Source organism: Puia sp. P3, assembly GCF_050632245.1.
GTDB lineage: Bacteria > Bacteroidota > Bacteroidia > Chitinophagales > Chitinophagaceae > Puia.
Map to the genome: position 1 here is coordinate 6,354,156 of NZ_CP192583.1, position 17,055 is coordinate 6,371,210.

Genomic DNA, 17,055 nt, shown 5'->3' on the forward strand with positions numbered 1-17,055 from the left:
TGTAATTCTATTTGCTGTGAATGCTGGTGTCGGTACTGAGTTTGACGACGGAATTCTCCGTGAGATATCCTACTCCTTCGGTGATCACTTGCTGCACGTTGTCGAGGCCGCTGCTGATCGCGATGAGGTCGCCCTGCAGGTAGGCAATGCGGACGGGTATTTTTTTAACGGACCTCCCGTCGTCATTCAGCGTATATACAAATCCGGTATTTCCGTCGCCTTCGGCGAGCGCCGACGCCGGAACGAATACGAAATTCCTGGCATATGGCGACGGGGGTTGCAGCTGGAGCGTACAGAACAGGCCGGGTGCCAGCCGGTGGCCGCCGGGAGCGACGGTCACTTCGACGGCGTAGGTACCGCCGTTGGGGTCGGAGCCTTCGGCCAGTTTGCTAACGGCGCCTGTGAACGATTCGCCGGGATAGGCGTCCATGGCTATCGTCGCCTTGTCGCCTTTTTTAAGGACGGCCCAGTCCTTGTCCGACACACCAAACCTGACGACCCAGTCGCCCAGGCCTGTACCGTTGAAGACGAGGACGGCGGTGCCGGCAGTGGCGTACTCCCCTTCATTCATTAGTTTTTGCAGGATGGTACCGGAAGAAACGGCGCGGATCTGCGCGTACTGTCTGTTAAATTTTGCTATGCGCAGTGCTTCCGAAGCCACGGTCGACTGCGTGTGCGCATTCTGCAGTTGCTCGAGAGACGCCACCGTATCGCGGTATAGATTTGTCATCCGCGCCTCGTCGCGTTGTGACTTGTCGACGTTTTGCGTTGCCTGCTGCACCTGGGCGTCGATCTCTGTGAGGTCCAGCGTAGCCAGCAGTTGTCCGGCTGCAACGTGGTCGCCTTCCTTTACGTAGATCCGGGAGATGATGCCCCCGATCTTAAAGGAGAGTCTGGCTTCGGAATTGGAAGCGATGAGTCCGGAATACTGCAGGATCCGGGGGTGGCCGCCGATGGTCACCGGCTGCTGTCTTACGGGGATAGGATCGTCCTTTTGAGGGGTGACCGCGGCGACATTCTGACCGCAGCGCACGAGGCTGAAGGCCAGCAGCGCTGCAAGGGGCAGACGAATGGTGTTGATCAATTTCGTATTCATATGCTTGTTATTTGGAATTGAGTGATTGGTGAGTCGAGACTGGTGAATGGTGTTTGGTTGCCCGGGTTTCGTGATTTAGAATTTGTAGGCTGCGTTGACGCGTTCGAGGTCGGCGGCTCTGTTGAGGAGCGAAAGACGGCCCAGCGAATAGCGGATCTCGGAATTGGTCAGCTGTGTGCGGGCGTCGATCAGTTCGATCTGCAGCGCCTGACCTTCGTTGAACCGCCTTTCGGCAAGGCGGTAGGCTTCGCGTGCGCTGTTAACGCCGTCGGACAGCGAGCGCAGGGCTTCCTGCGCGGACCGGTAGTTATTGGTAGCCGTCTCCTGTTCGAGGCTCACCTGCCGGGTGAGCTGTTTGTATTCTTCGTCGAGTGCGGCCTTGTCTATCTCGGCCTGACGGATCTTTAGCCTGTTGTCGCCGGCTTTGAAAAGCGGCCATACCAGCGAGATGCCTGCCAGTTGGTAGAACTGCGAGCCGTCGGGGTGGAAGCCGTAGCCCTGGAAGCCGACGTCGTAAAAGGCGTTGAGTTTGGGGACGAGATAGGCGCGGTCCCATTTGAGATTGGAAGCGGTTATTTTCTGATAGCTGCGGAGGCGGTTGAATTCCTCGCGGCGGGCGAGCAGGTCGGGGCCTGCGGGGAAGGTGTTGGCGGCGGGCGAACTGCCGGAGCCCGCGTCATAGGTGGCGGTGGTCATCAATGAGGAATCGGTCAGTACTTCGGTGTCGGTAGAGCGGTTCAGGAGAAAATTAAAATAGGCCGCGGCGTTTTTGCGTTGATTTTCCGCCTCGATAAGGGAGGCTTCTACTTCGCTGACCTGCGCCTGGGCGCGGAGGACGATCTCGCGGGTAGCCATGTGGTTCTCTACAAATTTTCCGCTGACCCGCCGGTTCTCTTTGACGAGGCCGAGGGCGGTGTTGTAGATCTCGACAGCTTTGCCGGTCTGGAGGTACTGGTAATAAGCCTGACGAATGTTTCGGACAAGGTCGCGCCGGTAAACTTCGAGGTCCGCCTGACGGGCGCCGATGGTCTCGTTGCTGATCTCTTTGTTGTGCTGTAGTTCCGTATTGAGAATCGGAAGGGTGACCTCCATTTTAGTATCGTGGTAGTTGTTGGGGAGGAATTGAACGGACTGGTTGGTTACCTGGGGAATTTCTTTGAATTGGTCAGCTGGTTAAGGGTAGAATAGGCGCCGTTCAGCAGGTCCCCGATGGGGATGTCGATCGTACGGCCGCCGTTGGCGAGTGTGTACTGTGAGCTGAGGCCCGCCTGGGGATAAAAAAGGGACCGGGCGCGTTTGAGGTCGAGGCGGGAGCGCTGGAGGTCGAAATTGCGCTGGTGCAGGGCGAGATTGCTGTCGAGACCGAGGCGGATATATTGGTCGAGGATGGTGCCGCCTGCGGGTGGTTGGGTGAAGACTGCGGGTGGCTGGGCGAGGGACATGGGGGGCTGGGCGGAGGCCGTGGGTGACTGGGCGGAGGCCGTGGATGGCTGGGCGAGGGGCCCCCGAACCCAATAAAAGTATCAGGGGCAGACAGGCTAATTTTGGCATAACGTTCGGTTTATTAATTATATAAATTAAGTTAACAATGTTCATTTTGACGGCGAAAATATGCCCTGTGGATTACCCACAGGGCAGTTCAATTATTTGCCGGCCGGTCTGGTCTCTAAATTATTCACGAACCAGTGGAGTGATTGCTTCATTACGGGCAGGACCATTTCTTTTTCCGGGACGAATTTCTCCATACGCTCACGGATAGCAAGGGAAACGAGGCCGTGTACGAAACTCCAGACGCAAAGGCTTACCAGGTGCGGATCCCCCTTGGCTATATAATCGCTTTCCATGCAATCGGTGACCGTAGCCTTCAGGCGGGAGATCGCGCTGTCGCCCCTTACCCAGTCGCAGCCGAGCTCGGTCAGCTTCTTCATCGGCTCTTCCTGGATGAACATGAGGTTGTAGAATTCCGGGTTCGTCAGGCCAAACTCCGATGTAGTTCTCCCCCATTTTGTGCAAACGCAGCAGGGGATTATTAATCGTGGCCAGGTCCTTGTTCATCTCTTCCATCTTCTGAAAGCCGATCTCGTGGAGGCTATAGAAAATCTCGTCCTTATCTTTGAAATAGAGGTATACGGTTGTGGGGCTGTACTCGATGATCTCCGCGATCCTGCGGATGGTGACGTTGCTAAATCCTTCTTCCACAAAAAGTTTCATGGACGCGTCCAGGATCAGTTTGCGAATCTCCAGTTTTTTGCTTCTCTTTGCGCTCCTGAATACCCATAGAATTTAATTAACGATACAAATTTACTTAACACTGTAAATATTCCAAGTTTTTCAGGATATTTTTCTAAAAATTGTTTGGTAAAGGTACGACGACGGTCTGGACGGAGGGAAGTTAAGGTGAATTTGCCACAGGAGGTTTGGAGGGGGAAGGTCTGGAGGGGGAAGTTAAGGCGGGGGAAGGGTTGGCGGGAGAACGTTTGGCGGGGGAAGGGTTTGGCGGGGAAGGGTTGACGGGGGAAGGGTTGGCGGGGAACGTCAAGGTGGGGGAAGTCAAGGTGGGGGAAGTCAGGCAGGCAGCGTACTCCGTGACGGTCTGAGGGGAGGTGATTAACTCCCTGACGGTTGGGATTGGGGGTGATTTGGGGATGGGTTACCGTCTGACGGTCTGACGGGTAAGAAATTATGGCCCGTTCATTGCCTAATATAGGATTTGCTGTACGTTTGCTACAGGAGTAATCTAATGGATAAATTTATCGTTTCAGCACGAAAGTACCGGCCCCAGGATTTTTCGACGGTTGTAGGACAGTCGCATATCACGACTACCCTGAAAAATGCCATCAGGAATGGACAACTGGCACATGCTTTTTTGTTTTGCGGGCCCCGGGGAGTCGGTAAGACGACCTGCGCGAGAATATTAGCAAAAACGATCAACTGTGAAAATGTCACCCCGGAGGGGGAGGCCTGTAATAAATGTCATTCCTGTGTCTCGTTCAACGAAGGCACTTCCCTGAATATCCACGAACTGGACGCCGCGAGTAATAACTCGGTGGACGATATCCGGACGCTGGTGGAGCAGGTGCGTTTTGCGCCGCAGGCAGGGAAATACAAGGTATACATCATAGATGAGGTGCACATGCTGAGTACCTCGGCCTTCAATGCGTTCTTGAAAACGCTGGAAGAGCCGCCCCCCTATGCCATTTTTATCCTGGCGACCACGGAGAAACACAAGATCCTGCCTACTATCCTATCCCGCTGTCAGATATTTGATTTTAAGCGGATCACGTCGGCCGACACGGTCGAACACCTCGAAGATATCTGCGGTAAGGAAGATATTACCGCGGAAAAGCCGGCCCTGCAGGTCATCGCGCAAAAGAGCGAGGGCTGTATGCGCGACGCCCTCAGCATACTCGACAAGATAGTCAGCTTTACCAACGGAGAACTCAGCTACAGAAATACGCTGGAGCACCTGAATATTCTTGATGCAGACTACTATTTCCGCATTTTAGACGCGATGCAGCAGCAAAATCTGGCAGACGCGCTGCTCATCTACGACGATATCAACCGGAAGGGATTCGAGGGCGATCTAGTGCTGAACGGACTGGCGGAGTTTGTCCGGAACCTCCTTGTCTGCAAGGATGAAAAAGTGGCGTCGCTGCTCGAAGTCGTGGAAAGTTTTAAAGACCGGTATGTAGCGGCGGGAAAAAGTGCGGATACGCTCTACCTCATCAGTATGCTGAACGTGCTCAACGAGGCGGAGATCAACTATAAGGCGGCGCGCAACAAACGCCTGCACGTCGAGCTCGCTTTGATAAAACTCTGTTACCTGGCGCAGGCATTGCAGGTAGCAGGAGGAGAAGCCGGAAAAAAAGTCTGATCAGCTGAGGCCGGTATCTTTCCGGAATATTCCGGCGATGGAGCCGGTGAGGCGGGAAGGCTCAGGGGGAGCGAGACTGATGGTGGAAGAAGGTGTCGCGGCGCCGAAGATGGAGGCGGTAAAGACGGAAGCGGTGAAGGCAGAGGCGGTGAAGGCAGAAGCGGTGAAGACGGAAGCGGTGAAGACGGCGGCGGTTCAGACGAGTGCAGCGCAGACGGCAACGGCGCAGGCGGCGGCTAACGCTGCGGAAACGCGGGCCGGTAATCCGTCAGGACTGGGTTCTTTGTCCAAATTAAGACAGCAGATCGCTCGTAGTCAGGGCGGAAGCGAGGAAACCGCGATCATTCCGCTCGAGCCGGAGCTGCTCCACAGATCGTGGCAGCAATACGCCGACTTCCTCCGGGAGAACCGCAACCCGGCGGTGCAGAGCCTGGAGCTGGCTACCCCTGCGGATCATCGATGCCAATACATTCGAGGCTGTAACCGCCAATCCCCTCGAACAGAAATTCATCGAAAACGAAAAACGTACGCTGTCGGACCATCTCCAGAAAGCGTTTGGGAATAAAGCCGTCACTTTTACGGTGATCGTAGAGGAAAAGGCCCATGCAGAGGAAGAGCCCACCGAAAAACCGATGAACCGGCGGGAGCAGTTCATCCGGATCATCGAACAGTATCCGCTGGTCAAGGAATTGAAAGACAGGCTGAAGCTGGAATTGGATTATTGACCGGCCTTTTCGGGAAACCAGAAAATTGACCGGCTGCGGTGGATCTGGATTATTGAGCGGCTGCGGTGGATCTGGATTATTGAGCGACTGGGGTGGGCCTGGATTACTGACCGGCTGCGGTGGGCCTCGATTACTGACCGGCCGCGGCTGAATTGGATGATCGAAGATGGGCGCCTTCCTTGGGGTCGCCATAAAATCCAGTTAAAACGAACCGGTGATTGTTGACATATCCCTTATTGGCGGGAATTTTGCCAATTTGCATCTATGACAGGTAACTCGACACAGGCTCCTTCTTCAAAACGGCAGATTTTTCAGACCAACTCGCCAGGGCGCTGGCAGAGGTTCAAATGGGGTGGCCGGATCGTATTCCTCATCCTGGTGCTGGGGGTAGTTATCTTTTATGTCGCTATTTCCCGCAACTATACCCCTGCCCTGCCCAGGCTGAATGAGCAGAGTCAGCTGTACAAAAAGGTGCTGGATACCAATAAATCATTTCTGTTCAAAAACACGCTCATTGAGCAATACGGGGGCTTCCGGAAATACATCAACGAAAAGGTACCCTATAAGGCTGGCGCCTTTCCCGGCCAGGCACGGCGGGATTCGCTGGCCGCGCTTCGCGCCAAAAATGTCGATACCAATTTCCGTTCGTTCAACAAATTCCCCGCCGGCATACGCGCGGGGTTCTATGTGGACTGGGACGCCCAGTCCTTTCTCTCGCTGCAGCAGTACATCGACAAGATGAACCTGGTGATCCCCGAATGGATCTTTATCGACCCCAACGCCGATACTGTGTTCACGGATATCGATGCCAGGGCGTGGAACGTGATGAAGAAATCCGGCGTAAAGGTCCTCCCTATCCTCTCCAACAATTTCAAGGAAGTATTCAGGGGTGACGCCGTCCACCGCATCATCAATGACCCCGTAAAGAAACAGCGGCTGATCGACGACGTGACCCGTATTCTGGAAAAGAACAATTTCGTCGGCGTGAACGTCGACTTCGAGGAGCTGGAAGAAAAGAACAACGAAAAGCTGGTTTCTTTCCAGAAAGACCTGTATGAGCACCTGCACCAGCGGCATTTGCTGGTCACCCAGGACGTCATTCCCTTCAACGAGGACTATGACTTCAAGCAGCTGTCGAAATACAACGACTATATCTTTCTGATGGCCTATGACCAGTTCTCGGACGCTTCGGGTCCCGGTCCTATCGCCCACCAGAAATGGATAGAGGGGCGGTCGACGACGCCGTAAAGAATATCCCCCTGCAAAAGCTGATCCTCTGTCTCGCGGGTTATGGCTATGACTGGCGACTGGGTAAGGAGATGTCTTCGCGAACGGTGAGTTATCAGCAGGCCCTGTACACGGCCAAGGACCAGGAGGCGAAGATCGATTTCGACGACGACTCGTACAATCTTCACTACGACTATGACGACGACGACGGCGTCCGCCACCAGGTGCAGTTCACCGACGCCGCAACGACCTTCAATGCGCTGCGTTTCGCCACCGAATACGGACTTGCCGGAACGGCGCTCTGGCGACTGGGTGACGAAGACCCCAGAATGTGGTACTTCTATGACGAGGACATGCAGAAGTCAAAGATGGGTCATTTCAATTTCGCCGAGTTCAGCAAGGTGGACGCCATGACCAATGCCGACTTCGTGGACTACGAGGGCTCGGGCGAGGTGCTCGACGTCATCGCCACGCCCACCAACGGACGGATCACGCCGGAGGTCAATACGGGGGAGATGCTCATCAGCGAAGAGAGCTATGACAGTCTCCCATCCCGATTCGTAGCCCGGAAATATGGTACCGCGGACTCGACTAAGATGATCCTGACCTTTGACGACGGCCCCGACCCCAGCTATACGCCCAAAATACTGGACATTCTCAGCAAGTACCATGTCCCCGCCACCTTCTTCGTGGTCGGCATCAACGCCGAGAATAATATACCCATCGTCAAACGGGAGTTCAAGGAAGGTCACGAGATAGGCAATCATACTTTCACGCATCCCAATATTGCGAAGGTCAGCCAGCGGCGGGCCATCCTCGAGATGGAGTCGACGAGACTGCTGATCGAGTGTATCACCGGCAGGTCGACGATCATGTTCCGTGCGCCCTACAACGCGGACTTCGAGCCGGAGAAATGGGAAGAACTGATACCCGTGGCCATCGCCCGGAAAAAGAACTACCTCGATATCGGGGAATCCATCGACCCGCTGGACTGGGAACCCGGCACACCGGCTGACAGTATCGTCGACCGCGTAATCCGGCGCAAGGACGAGATGACAAAAGCTGGTCTCGGCGGCAATATCATTCTCCTTCACGATGCAGGCGGAGAGGACCGGTCGGCTACCGTAGAAGCCCTGCCCCGGATCATCGAATATTTTCAGAAGCGGGGGTTCCAGTTCACTACTGTAGCAGACTATCTGGGCAAGACAAAGGACGATATCATGCCGCCGGTACCCAAGGGCAGCGGGTACTATCTGCTGCAGATCAACTACTATTTTGCCGAACTCGGCTACTGGAGTGGTCATATTCTGTTCTCGATGTTCGTCGTATTCATGGTGCTGTCTGTGAGCCGGGTGCTGTTTATCGCCGTTATCGCTACCAAAGAGCATTTCCGGGAGAAGAAATATGCGCTGACGCCTTTCTGGCTGCCGGACGGAAGCGACGCGCCGCTGGTGAGCATCATCGTACCGGCCTATAACGAAGAGGTCAACGCCGTCAGCTCGGTGGAGAGTCTGCTGAACGGAGACTATCCCAATTACGAGATCATCTTCATCAATGACGGCAGCGTCGACCAGACCTATGAAAGGGTAAGCAGGGCATTCGCCGGCAATCCCAAGGTAAAGGTGCTGACGAAACCCAATGGCGGCAAGGCCTCTGCCCTGAATTTCGGCATCAGTCATTCGGACGCGGAGTTCGTGATCTGTATCGACGCGGATACGAAACTGAAACCGGACGCCGTCAGCCTGCTGATGGAACATTTCAACGAAAACCGCGCCGACGGAAAGAAAGGACAGCCTGCTGCAAAAGTGGGAGCCGTCGCCGGCAATGTAAAGGTCGGCAACCAGGTGAACCTGATGACCCGCTGGCAGGCCATAGAATATATCAGCAGCCAGAACTTCGACCGCAAGGCTTTTGCCTGGCTGAATGCCATCACTGTGGTGCCCGGGGCTATCGGCGCCTTCCGCAAAAAGGCGATCGGGGAAGCGGGCGGATTTACCACGGATACGCTGGCGGAAGACTGCGATCTCACGATCCGGATACTCCGGTGCGGATATAGCATCGAGAACGACAACCGCGCGATTGCGATGACGGAGGCTCCGGAGACGCTGAAACAGTTCTTCAAACAACGTTTCCGGTGGAGCTACGGTGTGATGCAGACGTTCTGGAAGAACCGGGACGCCCTGATGAACTGGAAATACCGCTGGCTGGGCTGGGCCGCGCTGCCAAACGTCCTGATCTTTCAATATATCATACCTTTTGTCATCCCTCTGGCCGACTTTTTCATGATCGTGGGCCTTCTCACGGGGAATGCGTCGAAGATCGGGGGTTACTATCTCGTTTTCATGCTGGTGGATCTTGCGGTAGGTCTGCTGGCCTTCAGTTTCGAAAAGGAGAAGATGAGCCGGCTGGTCTGGCTGATCCCCCAACGACTGATCTGGCGCTGGCTTACCTGGCTGGTGCTCTTCAGGGCTGTGCGCCGGGCTTTCAAAGGCGAATTGCAACACTGGGGTGTGCTGAAGCGGACCGGCAACGTAAAAACGGTTTAATTCCTCATTTTGTATTAATTTCACGGCTCAATTTCATTTGACCTAAATAAGATAACGCGCTATGGCTGAAATTATAAAAATGCCCCGGTTGAGCGATACGATGACAGAAGGAGTGATCGCCGCATGGCATAAGAAGGTGGGGGATACCGTCAAAAAAGGGGAGTTGCTGGCAGAAGTAGAAACGGATAAGGCTACGATGGACCTCGAAAGTTATAAAGACGGCACCTTATTATATACGGGTACTGAAAAAGGCGGCAAGATCCAGGTGGATGAGCTGCTGGCGATAATCGGCGCACCCGGGGAAGATATTTCTGCTCTGGTCAAGGGCGGCGCACCGGCCGCAGCACCTGCGGCAGCCCCGGCACCCGCAGCAGCAGCTCCGTCACCGGCGGCAGCGTCACCGGCGCCCGCGGCAGCGGCTGCCCCAGCGGCGGGGGGCTTGACCTCTCCAAAATGGAAGAAGTGATCCTCATGCCCCGTCTCAGTGATACCATGACCGAAGGCGTCATTGCCGACTGGCATAAAAAGGTCGGAGACATGGTAAAAAAAGGAGATATCCTGGCTGACATCGAGACCGACAAGGCGACGATGGAGCTGGAAAGCTATAAGGAAGGCAAACTGTTATATGCAGGCGCTCAGAAGGGCGAGAAGATTGCCGTCAACTCTTTGCTGGCGGTGATCGGGGACGAGAAAAAGGTCGACCTTGAAAAGATAAAAGCTGCGGCGAGTCAGGGCGTAGCATTGGGCGGTCCGGCAGCCTCCGCAGCAACGGCCGCGCCTGCAGCAGCCAGCAGGCAGCCTGCCCAGGCGGCAGCGGCCGAGCCCGTTCATTCCGGGCTTTCGGTCAGTGCGGACGGTCGTATCAAGGCTTCCCCGCTGGCAAAAAAGCTGGCGGCTGAAAAAGGCATCGATATCACCCAGGTACCGGGCAGCGGAGACAATGGCCGTATCATAAAGAAAGACGTGGATAGTTATGTTCCCGGCAAGGCGGCGCCAGCGGCTGCGGCCCAGCCGGCGACGGGCGGGAAACCTGCGGCTATACCTGCCAGTATCGGACAGGTCAGCTATGACGAAGTACCGGTCTCGCAGATGCGGAAGGTTATCGCCAAGAGGCTGGCCGAAAGTAAGTTTACGGCCCCTCATTTTTATGTGACGATGGCGATCGATATGGACAAGGCCGTGGAAAGCAGGGCAAGAATGAATGAAGTATCTCCTGTAAAAATATCCTTCAACGATATCGTGCTGAAGGCTGTGGCCATCTCCCTGAAGCAGCATCCTGCTATCAATAGCAGCTGGCTAGGGGACAAGATCCGGATCAACCACCATGTAAACATCGGCGTTGCCGTTGCTATCGAGGATGGTCTGCTGGTGCCGGTGGTGAGGTTTGCGGACCTCAAGAGTCTTTCGCAGATCGCTACGGAGGTAAAAGATCTGGCGCAGAGGGCGAAGGCGAAGAAATTGCAGCCTGCCGACTGGGAAGGAAGCACGTTCACTATTTCCAATATGGGGATGTTCGGTGTGGATGAGTTCACGGCGATCATCAATCCGCCTGACGCCTGTATCCTTGCCGTCAGTGCGATCCAGCAGGTGCCGGTGGTGAAGAATGGCGCTATTGTTCCCGGCAATGTGATGAAGCTGACTCTCAGCTGTGACCACCGTGTTGTAGACGGGGCTTCGGGTTCTGCGTTCCTTCAGACGGTGAAGGGCTATCTGGAAGAGCCTCTCCGTATGATGATCTAAGAATTGATCTCCTGCATAATAGAAGTACGAAGGCCCGGTATGAGTGTTATCTCTTACCGGGCTTAAGTTTTATTGGGCCAGTTATCGGACTGCTGTATTTTTAGCTGTCATCATATTTAGTCACCAAATCACCTGACGGGGCCATCCCCGCGGCTAACTGTTAAGGCTTCTGGCGTAGCGATTAATATACCGTTATGAAGCAGTATCTCAACCTTCTCCTCCGCCTGGACCAGTTGATTCGTTCAAAGGGTACAGGTTCTCCGCCCGAATTTGCCCGAAAACTGGGAATTTCAGAACGAAGCCTCTATGAATACCTGAAGGTGTTGAAGGAATTGGGGGCGCCGATCAGGTTTTCCCGGCAGGACCATTCCTACTATTATGAGGTCGACGGACAGTTCCATATCAGCTTCCAATAGGACAGTTACTCTACAGGCAAAAATAAGCCCCCTCATAGAAATGAGGGGGCCCTTTAAACCTTATCCTTTTAGATCCTCTATAGAAATAGAAGTCCTTCAAGAACTGTGTCCTTGCTGTTCCAACCAAACTTGAAACTAAAAAGACGTATTGGAAAGCCCCGAAGGGCGCCAGATTACAATTAAATAGATCAGGATAAAATCAGTCGGTTGCGGCTACTCGTCCCGGCTGTCGCAGGCTTGAATCACCTGCTGGTCTTTTTCGTACATCATCATCGTTGACAGAACAAATATAAGATGCTTTTTGATTGCGGCCTAATTAAACCGCAAATATTTTTAAAAAATATTTTCTATTGCGCAACTCATTGACTATCAACAATCTTGTCCGCAACTATTATTTAAACAAAATTTTCCTACCTTTGCATCTGTTATATATTCCTTTCTAATCACTTTCGTGACAACCTTCTGTATAACGCCCGAAGGATATTGTTGAGTAGATGGGCCTTTTTCAAATTAAATAGTTATCACTTTGTCATTTCAACATCTCAATCTAATTGAGCCTTTGTTAAAAGCATTGGACAATGAGGGATATACCACCCCTACACCCATACAACAACAGGCTATACCTCTTTTACTCGAAAGAAAAGATCTTCTGGGCTGCGCCCAGACAGGAACAGGGAAGACCGCGGCATTCGCTCTTCCTATTCTTCAGCTGCTGTGCGAAGACGCGGCGGGCATTACGGCGGAGACCAGGCAGGGGGCACACGTCCTATCAGTGCGCTGGTACTTACCCCTACCCGTGAGCTGGCCATTCAGATCGGCGACTCGTCTCGCTGCCTACGGCAGATTCACCGGTATGAAGCATCTGGTCATCTTCGGCGGCGTACCCCAACAGCCACAGGTACACGCTCTTCAGCGCGGCACCGATATACTCGTAGCGACCCTGGCCGGCTGCTCGACCTTATCGACCAAAAATATATCAGCCTTCGCGATATCAAGTACTTCGTACTGGATGAAGCGGACCGGATGCTGGACATGGGTTTTATCCATGACGTCCGCAAGGTCCTGACCAAGCTGCCTCCGAAGAGGCACTCGCTGTTCTTCTCCGCGACCATGCCTCCGGAGATACAAAAACTGGCGGATTCGATCCTGGTCAACCCGTCCAAGGTGGAAGTTACGCCCGTATCCTCCACTGCCGAGACGATACAGCAGTCCATTTATTTCGTCGAAAAGAAGGATAAAAAATCCCTTCTTCTGCATATTCTGAAAACGACGGCCATCCCAACGGCTCTGGTCTTTACGCGCACCAAGCACGGCGCCGACAAGGTCGCCCAGGGGCTGGTAAGGGCCGGGATCCGCGCCGAAGCGATTCATGGCAACAAGTCGCAGAACGCCCGTCAGCGCGCGCTACTCAACTTCAAGAGCAGGCAGACGAGGATCCTCGTTGCAACGGATATCGCCGCGCGCGGCATCGACATCGACGAAGCTGACGCATGTCATCAACTTCGAGCTCCCCAACGTACCGGAGACCTATGTTCATCGTATAGGCCGCACCGGCAGGGCAGGCGCTAACGGCACCGCGCTGTCCTTCTGCGACGAAGAAGAAAGAGAATTTCTCCGCGATATCCAGAAGCTCATCGCGAAGCCGATACCGGTGGTGGAAGACCATCCCCATGCTATGCAGGGTTCCCTGTCCGGCGCACCGGTCATGGCTGCGGGCTCGGGCAATGCGGCGGCCTTCAGCGGTAACGCGGGTGGCTCCGGCGGCAATGGCGGCAGGTCTGGAGACAGAGGACGTCAGAACGACCGGAACAACAACAACAGAGGAAGGAATCAGCAGAACCAGGGCAGGGGCCGCGAACCGCGGAGCAATCAGCAGCAGCAGGGCCAGGGAGCAGGAGTACCACGTAAGAAAGAGGAGAGACAGAACAATGCGGAGAGACAGAATAATACCGTTAACCAGAACGAAGGCGGTGGTCAGGAAGCGAAAAAGCCGATGCCCGAGAGGAAACGCCCGGATCAACCCCAGCGGGTTAGACCGAATCCAGGAATGATGCCCTCTCCCGCACCGAAAAAGATCGAAAAACCCAGCGACGACGGAAGTTTACCGTTCCAGGTCAACCAGAGCGCGGGTGACGAAAAATGGTAAAGTGGACCGGGAAGAAGGGTGAGGCAGACCGGTGAAAAACGGTAAGGCTGCCGGCCGGGGGATCGTCCATGTGGTAGAATTTACCTAGATTAGCAGTAAATCGACGGATGAAAATTTACCTCCTACTGCTTATCGGATGGCTTTCGGCGGGGCGGACCACGGCCCAGACCGAACGGACGGATATATCGGCTCTTCTTTCGAGGGAGTTATATGAACAGTTCTTTCCGCACCATCACCCATTATACAGCTACGACGCATTTATAAAGGCGGCTGCCAGCTTCCCCCTTTTCGCCGGTGAAGGCGATCCGACGACACGCCGGAGGGAGCTGGCGGCTTTTTTGCGCACGCCGCACACGAGACGACCAACGGCGGGGTCGGCGCAAAAGGAGGTCCCTATGCCTGGGGGCTCTATTATACGGATGAGCAGGCCTGTCTCACGGGCCGGTGTACAGTTTACAATACGGGGGGAACCAGCGCCTATAAACCGGCTCCGGGCAAATCCTACCATGGCCGCGGACCGCTGCAGCTGAGCTACGCCTATAATTACGGCCTTGCCGGCGACGAGCTCCACCTACCCCTTCTTGCAAAACCCGAACTGGTAAGCCACGACGGCAGTATCGCCTTCCGCACGGCCATCTGGTTCTGGATGAGGGCGCAAAAGCCAAAGCCTTCGTGTCACGATGTGGTATGCGGCAAGTGGCAGCCCGACGCCGAAGACGCCAGACTGGGCCGGAAGGCCGGCTTTGGAATGACGATCAACGTCATCAACGGAGGCGTCGAATGCAGAAGTCAGAACCCGGAAATAAAAGCGAACCGCGAAGACCGCATCGGCTTCTACAAATATTTTTCCGGACTTCTTCAGGTGCCTGTCGAAAAAGACTGTGACTGCACCGGTATGGCTCCTTATGGCAACTAACAATTATGAACATTTTCACCTCCAAGCCCGGTCAGTCCCGGCGCTCCAAAAACGTTCCGATCGTCCTGATCGCATATATCCTGATCGCCGTAATAGCAACGGCACAGGATATCTTCGGCGGACTAAAAACTTTTCTGCCGGAAGGCCCCGCCTATCTCCGCTACAATAATTTCCGCATCTTCAAACTTTCGTTCTACCATCTCGTTCAGGGAAAGGATATCTATCAACTTTTCCCGGCCGAACACTGGGACCTTTATAAATACAGTCCGGCGTTCGCACTTTGTTTTGGAATCCTTTCCTGGATGCCCGACTCCATCGGCCTGCTGCTGTGGAACCTGATCAACTCCCTTTGTCTTTTCTTCGGCATCCGCCTCCTGCCGAACCTCAGCGACGAAAGGAAAAGCTGGATACTGTTGTTCTCTCTGCTGGAGATGCTGCTCTCCATCCAGAATACCCAGAGCAACGGACTGATGGCCGGACTGATCGTGCTGGCGTTTGCGTTTGCCGAACGATCGAAATATGCCTGGTCAACCCTTTGTATAGTTTTCTCGTTCTATATAAAAATCTACGGCATTCTGGCACTCGTTTTTTATCTTTTTTATCCCGGCAAACTCAGGCTGGCGGCGTGGACGATCTTCTGGATGGTCTTCTTTGCCCTGCTGCCCCTTGCAGCGGTCAGTACGCACCAGCTGGGCTTTCTCTATAACAGCTGGCTCTCCGCTGCTGCTGAACGACCGGTCGGCGTCGATAGGCGTATCGCTGATGGGGATCATGGACACCTGGTTCCACCTGTCTTCCCTGAAGAATGTGGTCACCGTCGCCGGCGTGGTATTGTTCGTGCTGCCGCTGGTGCATATCCGCCAGTACAAAGGACTATACATTCCGCCTCCTGTACCTCGCCTCCGTCCTCATCTGGATGGTAATATTCAACCACAAGGCCGAGTCGCCGACCTTTGTCATCGTCACTGCGGGTATCGGCATCTGGTATTTCTCGCAGCGACGGGACAGGGTCAACCTGATTTTATTGATCGTTTCGTTCTTCCTGATATCGATGTCCGTTTCCGATCTGGTGCCTGCTCCGGTGCGAAATGATTTTGTCCGTCCTTACAGCATCAAGGCCGTGATGGGGATCGTGATCTGGTTCAAGATCCTGTACGAGCAGCTTACGCTGCGGTACCGGCCGTTGGGGGTTGCCGACCCTAGCGGGGCGACCCTTGCAAAAAGCACATCCGCGAGTATATGAAAAGACTGGAAGCCCCGACCATACAGCTGCTGCGAATGCATTTCTCCTTCTTCCTGATGCCTGTATACTGGTTTGCGCTGGGGCAGGTGGTGCATCGCGACTGGAGCCGGGCGCTGCTGATCTTCGTCATTCTGCACGTGTTGGTATATCCGGCGAGTAACGGTTACAACAGCCTGATGGACAGGAGACACGACACCGATCGGCGGGCTCCGGGAGCCGTTGCAGCCAACCCGGCAGCTATTTTGGGTGACGCTTGGAATGGACGTACTGGCGCTGGTGCTGGGTGCGCTGATCGGCGTGTATTTCGTTGCAGGACTCGCCTTATACATTCTCGCCTCCCGGGCTTACAGCTATCGGGGGATCCGTCTCAAAAAATATCCGATCATCGGCTTTATCACCGTCGTCAGCTGTCAGGGTGCACTGGTTTTCTTTATGGTCTATCAGGGTTGCCATGTGGCGGCCGCTATCCAGGAAAGTCTTCAGGCTCCGGCGGAAGCGATGATCGCCTGCTCTTTATTGCTGGGCGGTTTCTACCCGCTGACGCAGATATATCAGCACGAGGCCGACCGAAAGGACGGAGTGAGGACGTTGAGCCTGCTGCTTGGGTATCGGGGTACGTTCGTTTTCACGGGTGTGGTGTATACTATCGCTTTTATGCTGCTGGCCCACTATTTTCTCCTGACGCTGCAGATAAGAGAATTTCAGGTGCTGGCAACCTGCATGCTCCCTGTGGTCGTTTACTTTCTGATATGGGCCGTGAAGGTCTGGAAGGATCCCCGGGAAGCGAGCTATTCCAACACAATGCGTATGAATCTGATCGCGTCGGCCTGCACGAATGCGGGGTTTATCGCTGTGCTGGTGATGGGGGCCGTCTAGTGGGGGATGTGGGTGACGGGCAGGCGGTGGGTTTGTGAGTGCGGCGGAGGCGGTGGGTTGGTGAGTGGCGTGGGGGTTGCCGGAAGCCGCGGGTTGCCGGGAGGCGTGGGGTAGCTGGTCTCATCTTTGCAGCAATCAATTACGTATATAACTCAACCGCTTTATTTTGAGCAAGATCATTTCAATAGGAACGGCTGTTCCCGCCAATGAGCACCGGCAGGAACATATCCTGCCCTTTATGCAGCGGATC

16 protein-coding genes and 4 pseudogenes are annotated in these 17,055 nt (G+C 54.6%); 15 read left to right on the plus strand and 5 right to left on the minus strand.

The genetic code is table 11. The annotated features are described in order from the left end of the window. Positions 1 to 7: 7 nt before the first annotated feature. The 5 genes and pseudogenes from ACQ86N_RS39975 to ACQ86N_RS39995 all read right to left on the minus strand — a co-directional run. Positions 8 to 1,096 carry an efflux RND transporter periplasmic adaptor subunit gene (locus tag ACQ86N_RS39975; protein ID WP_431211905.1) on the minus strand — a complete coding sequence of 363 codons (1,089 nt, stop codon included), beginning with the start codon at positions 1,094 to 1,096 and terminating at the stop codon, positions 8 to 10. 75 nt (positions 1,097 to 1,171) lie between these two features. Beyond that, positions 1,172 to 2,188 carry a TolC family protein gene (locus ACQ86N_RS39980; RefSeq protein WP_431211906.1) on the minus strand — a complete coding sequence of 339 codons (1,017 nt, stop codon included), beginning with the start codon at positions 2,186 to 2,188 and terminating at the stop codon, positions 1,172 to 1,174. A 47-nt stretch (positions 2,189 to 2,235) separates the two neighbouring features. After that, positions 2,236 to 2,538: a hypothetical protein gene (locus ACQ86N_RS39985; RefSeq protein ID WP_431211907.1), complete on the minus strand. Its 303-nt coding sequence runs from the start codon at positions 2,536 to 2,538 to the stop codon at positions 2,236 to 2,238. 201 nt (positions 2,539 to 2,739) lie between these two features. After that, positions 2,740 to 3,045, minus strand: coding sequence for a hypothetical protein (locus tag ACQ86N_RS39990; RefSeq protein WP_431211908.1), 306 nt, complete (start codon positions 3,043 to 3,045; stop codon positions 2,740 to 2,742). 205 nt (positions 3,046 to 3,250) lie between these two features. Next, positions 3,251 to 3,307 (minus strand): annotated as a pseudogene (locus ACQ86N_RS39995) (hypothetical protein); the annotation flags it as partial. Between the two features lie 206 nt (positions 3,308 to 3,513). Here ACQ86N_RS39995 and ACQ86N_RS40000 point away from each other — a divergent pair. From ACQ86N_RS40000 to ACQ86N_RS40070, 15 genes and pseudogenes are all read left to right on the plus strand, one after another. After that, the gene (locus tag ACQ86N_RS40000) at positions 3,514 to 3,693 is read left to right on the plus strand and encodes a hypothetical protein (protein WP_431211909.1); all 180 of its coding nucleotides are present in this window, start codon (positions 3,514 to 3,516) and stop codon (positions 3,691 to 3,693) included. 143 nt (positions 3,694 to 3,836) lie between these two features. Next, on the plus strand, positions 3,837 to 4,970 hold the full coding sequence (dnaX, locus tag ACQ86N_RS40005) for a DNA polymerase III subunit gamma/tau (protein WP_431211910.1): 1,134 nt from the start codon (positions 3,837 to 3,839) through the stop codon (positions 4,968 to 4,970). A 79-nt stretch (positions 4,971 to 5,049) separates the two neighbouring features. Further along, a complete protein-coding gene (locus ACQ86N_RS40010) occupies positions 5,050 to 5,535 on the plus strand; it encodes a hypothetical protein (protein WP_431211911.1) in 486 nt (161 codons plus the stop codon). A 16-nt stretch (positions 5,536 to 5,551) separates the two neighbouring features. Beyond that, positions 5,552 to 5,695 carry a hypothetical protein gene (locus ACQ86N_RS40015; RefSeq protein WP_431211912.1) on the plus strand — a complete coding sequence of 48 codons (144 nt, stop codon included), beginning with the start codon at positions 5,552 to 5,554 and terminating at the stop codon, positions 5,693 to 5,695. A 264-nt stretch (positions 5,696 to 5,959) separates the two neighbouring features. Beyond that, positions 5,960 to 6,943 (plus strand): glycosyl hydrolase family 18 protein, encoded by a 984-nt coding sequence (locus tag ACQ86N_RS40020; protein ID WP_431211913.1) that lies wholly within the window; start codon positions 5,960 to 5,962, stop codon positions 6,941 to 6,943. After that, positions 6,913 to 9,468 (plus strand): glycosyltransferase, encoded by a 2,556-nt coding sequence (locus ACQ86N_RS40025; protein ID WP_431211914.1) that lies wholly within the window; start codon positions 6,913 to 6,915, stop codon positions 9,466 to 9,468. Before ACQ86N_RS40020 ends, ACQ86N_RS40025 begins: the two co-directional genes overlap by 31 nt. Before the next feature lie 61 nt (positions 9,469 to 9,529). After that, positions 9,530 to 9,934 (plus strand): biotin/lipoyl-containing protein, encoded by a 405-nt coding sequence (locus tag ACQ86N_RS40030; RefSeq protein ID WP_431211915.1) that lies wholly within the window; start codon positions 9,530 to 9,532, stop codon positions 9,932 to 9,934. Next, positions 9,922 to 11,208 carry a pyruvate dehydrogenase complex dihydrolipoamide acetyltransferase gene (locus tag ACQ86N_RS40035; RefSeq protein WP_431211916.1) on the plus strand — a complete coding sequence of 429 codons (1,287 nt, stop codon included), beginning with the start codon at positions 9,922 to 9,924 and terminating at the stop codon, positions 11,206 to 11,208. Before ACQ86N_RS40030 ends, ACQ86N_RS40035 begins: the two co-directional genes overlap by 13 nt. A 194-nt stretch (positions 11,209 to 11,402) precedes the next feature. Beyond that, positions 11,403 to 11,624, plus strand: coding sequence for an HTH domain-containing protein (locus tag ACQ86N_RS40040; protein ID WP_431211917.1), 222 nt, complete (start codon positions 11,403 to 11,405; stop codon positions 11,622 to 11,624). A 571-nt stretch (positions 11,625 to 12,195) separates the two neighbouring features. Beyond that, a pseudogene (locus ACQ86N_RS40045) lies at positions 12,196 to 12,324 on the plus strand (DEAD/DEAH box helicase); the annotation flags it as partial. A 14-nt stretch (positions 12,325 to 12,338) separates the two neighbouring features. Further along, positions 12,339 to 13,770 (plus strand): annotated as a pseudogene (locus tag ACQ86N_RS40050) (DEAD/DEAH box helicase). A 107-nt stretch (positions 13,771 to 13,877) separates the two neighbouring features. Continuing rightward, a pseudogene (locus tag ACQ86N_RS40055) lies at positions 13,878 to 14,686 on the plus strand (chitinase). Between the two features lie 5 nt (positions 14,687 to 14,691). Continuing rightward, a complete protein-coding gene (locus tag ACQ86N_RS40060) occupies positions 14,692 to 15,609 on the plus strand; it encodes a glycosyltransferase family 87 protein (protein ID WP_431211918.1) in 918 nt (305 codons plus the stop codon). Beyond that, positions 15,603 to 15,929, plus strand: a complete 327-nt coding sequence (locus ACQ86N_RS40065; protein ID WP_431211919.1) for a hypothetical protein — start codon at positions 15,603 to 15,605, stop codon at positions 15,927 to 15,929. Before ACQ86N_RS40060 ends, ACQ86N_RS40065 begins: the two co-directional genes overlap by 7 nt. Before the next feature lie 246 nt (positions 15,930 to 16,175). Continuing rightward, on the plus strand, positions 16,176 to 16,805 hold the full coding sequence (locus ACQ86N_RS40070) for a UbiA family prenyltransferase (protein WP_431211920.1): 630 nt from the start codon (positions 16,176 to 16,178) through the stop codon (positions 16,803 to 16,805). The last annotated feature ends 250 nt before the right edge of the window (positions 16,806 to 17,055 follow it).

Bases quoted from the DNA above. Each gene is read 5' to 3' on its own strand.
- ACQ86N_RS40025 (WP_431211914.1), top strand. From the start codon at position 6,913: ATGGATAGAGGGGCGGTCGACGACGCCGTAAAGAATATCCCCCTGCAA.
- ACQ86N_RS39975 (WP_431211905.1), bottom strand. From the start codon at position 1,096: ATGAATACGAAATTGATCAACACCATTCGTCTGCCCCTTGCAGCGCTG.
- ACQ86N_RS40060 (WP_431211918.1), top strand. From the start codon at position 14,692: ATGAACATTTTCACCTCCAAGCCCGGTCAGTCCCGGCGCTCCAAAAAC.
- ACQ86N_RS40040 (WP_431211917.1), top strand. From the start codon at position 11,403: ATGAAGCAGTATCTCAACCTTCTCCTCCGCCTGGACCAGTTGATTCGT.
- ACQ86N_RS40065 (WP_431211919.1), top strand. From the start codon at position 15,603: ATGGTAATATTCAACCACAAGGCCGAGTCGCCGACCTTTGTCATCGTC.
- ACQ86N_RS39985 (WP_431211907.1), bottom strand. From the start codon at position 2,538: ATGTCCCTCGCCCAGCCACCCGCAGTCTTCACCCAACCACCCGCAGGC.
- ACQ86N_RS40035 (WP_431211916.1), top strand. From the start codon at position 9,922: ATGGAAGAAGTGATCCTCATGCCCCGTCTCAGTGATACCATGACCGAA.
- dnaX (WP_431211910.1), top strand. From the start codon at position 3,837: ATGGATAAATTTATCGTTTCAGCACGAAAGTACCGGCCCCAGGATTTT.
- ACQ86N_RS39990 (WP_431211908.1), bottom strand. From the start codon at position 3,045: ATGTTCATCCAGGAAGAGCCGATGAAGAAGCTGACCGAGCTCGGCTGC.
- ACQ86N_RS39980 (WP_431211906.1), bottom strand. From the start codon at position 2,188: ATGGAGGTCACCCTTCCGATTCTCAATACGGAACTACAGCACAACAAA.
- ACQ86N_RS40020 (WP_431211913.1), top strand. From the start codon at position 5,960: ATGACAGGTAACTCGACACAGGCTCCTTCTTCAAAACGGCAGATTTTT.
- ACQ86N_RS40030 (WP_431211915.1), top strand. From the start codon at position 9,530: ATGGCTGAAATTATAAAAATGCCCCGGTTGAGCGATACGATGACAGAA.
- ACQ86N_RS40010 (WP_431211911.1), top strand. From the start codon at position 5,050: ATGGTGGAAGAAGGTGTCGCGGCGCCGAAGATGGAGGCGGTAAAGACG.